Source organism: Falsiroseomonas oryziterrae (assembly GCF_021864505.1).
GTDB classification, from domain to species: Bacteria; Pseudomonadota; Alphaproteobacteria; order Acetobacterales; family Acetobacteraceae; genus Falsiroseomonas; species Falsiroseomonas oryziterrae.
In genome coordinates, this window is the sequence record NZ_JAKJIB010000607.1 from 1 (window position 1) to 1,087 (window position 1,087).

Annotated in this window: 2 protein-coding genes; one reads left to right on the plus strand and one right to left on the minus strand. The window is 74.3% G+C overall.

Annotated features, from left to right (window positions below; genetic code table 11):
* Window positions 1-410, plus strand: a 410-nt coding sequence (locus tag L2I40_RS23570) for a hypothetical protein (protein WP_237217779.1), incomplete at its 5' end; no start/stop codon positions are given.
* Between the two features lie 57 nt (window positions 411-467).
* On the opposite strand, the gene L2I40_RS23575 is transcribed toward L2I40_RS23570, so the two are convergent.
* A partial coding sequence (locus L2I40_RS23575) for a nucleotidyltransferase family protein (RefSeq protein WP_237217780.1) occupies window positions 468-1,087 on the minus strand: 620 nt, incomplete at its 5' end.

Consider the following 1,087-nt stretch of genomic DNA (forward strand, 5'->3'; position numbering starts at 1 on the left):
CCCTGGCTTCCCCCGCGATCGCCTCGCCCCCGCTGCTCCGCATCGCGCTGCTCGGCGACGCCGCGCCCAGCGCCGCGATGCGCCTGCTGCTGGCCGGCGCCGCCGGGCCGCTGGCCGGCCTGCTCGGCCTGCCGCAGGCCTTGCTGCTCGGCGCCGGGCTGGTGCTGATCCCCTATGCAGGCCTTGTCGCCGCGCTCGGCCGCAGCGCCGCGCCGTCCCGCAACGCCGTCCGCGTGGTGATCGCGGTGAATGTCATCTGGGTGGCGGACAGCCTGCTGCTGCTCGCGCTGCCGGCCTTCGCGCCGACCGCGCTCGGCGTCGCCTTCGTGCTGGCGCAGGCGATGGCCGTGGTGGGCTTCGCCGCGCTGCAGGCGATCGCGCTGCGCCGCGGCGCGCCGGTCACCGCCTGACCGCAGGCGCCGGCAACGAAAGCCCTCTCCCCTCGCGGGAGAGGGTACTCCGCCCCGCTACTTCTTCCCCGCGAACTCCGGCAGCGCCTTCAGCGCATCCGTGGTGTCGAAGTCGCGCAGCACGGCATCGCTCGGCATCTCCGCCTCGACCAGCCGCTCGGCATGCTTCGCGGCGATGTGCCGCGCGCCGACATCGCCGGTGACCGCCAGCATCTCGTCCAGGAATTCGCGCGACCAGAGCATCGGGTTGCCCTGCTTGCCGCGATAGGTCGGTTGCACGATGGCGCGGCCTTCCTCCGGGTCGAAGGCGGCGATCAGCCGGTCGAGCATCGGCCCGTCCACCAGCGGCATGTCGCCGAGGCAGACCAACATCCCTTCCGCCTCCGGCGGCACGGCGCGGAGCCCCGCCTTGAGCGAGGCGGAGAGGCCTTCGGCGTAATCCTCGGCATGGGCGAAGATCACGGGGCGGCCGGCCAGCGCCTCCTCCACCCGTTCGCGCTCATGGCCCGTCACCACGATCACCGGGCGCGCGCGCGAGGCGAGCACGTTGTCCACCACGCGCGCGATCATCGGCGCGCCCTTGCCGTCCGTCACCAGCAGCTTGTTGAGCGGCGCCATGCGGCGCGAGCGTCCGGCCGCGAGCACCACGGCGCAGACCTGGCGCGCGCGGCGCGGCG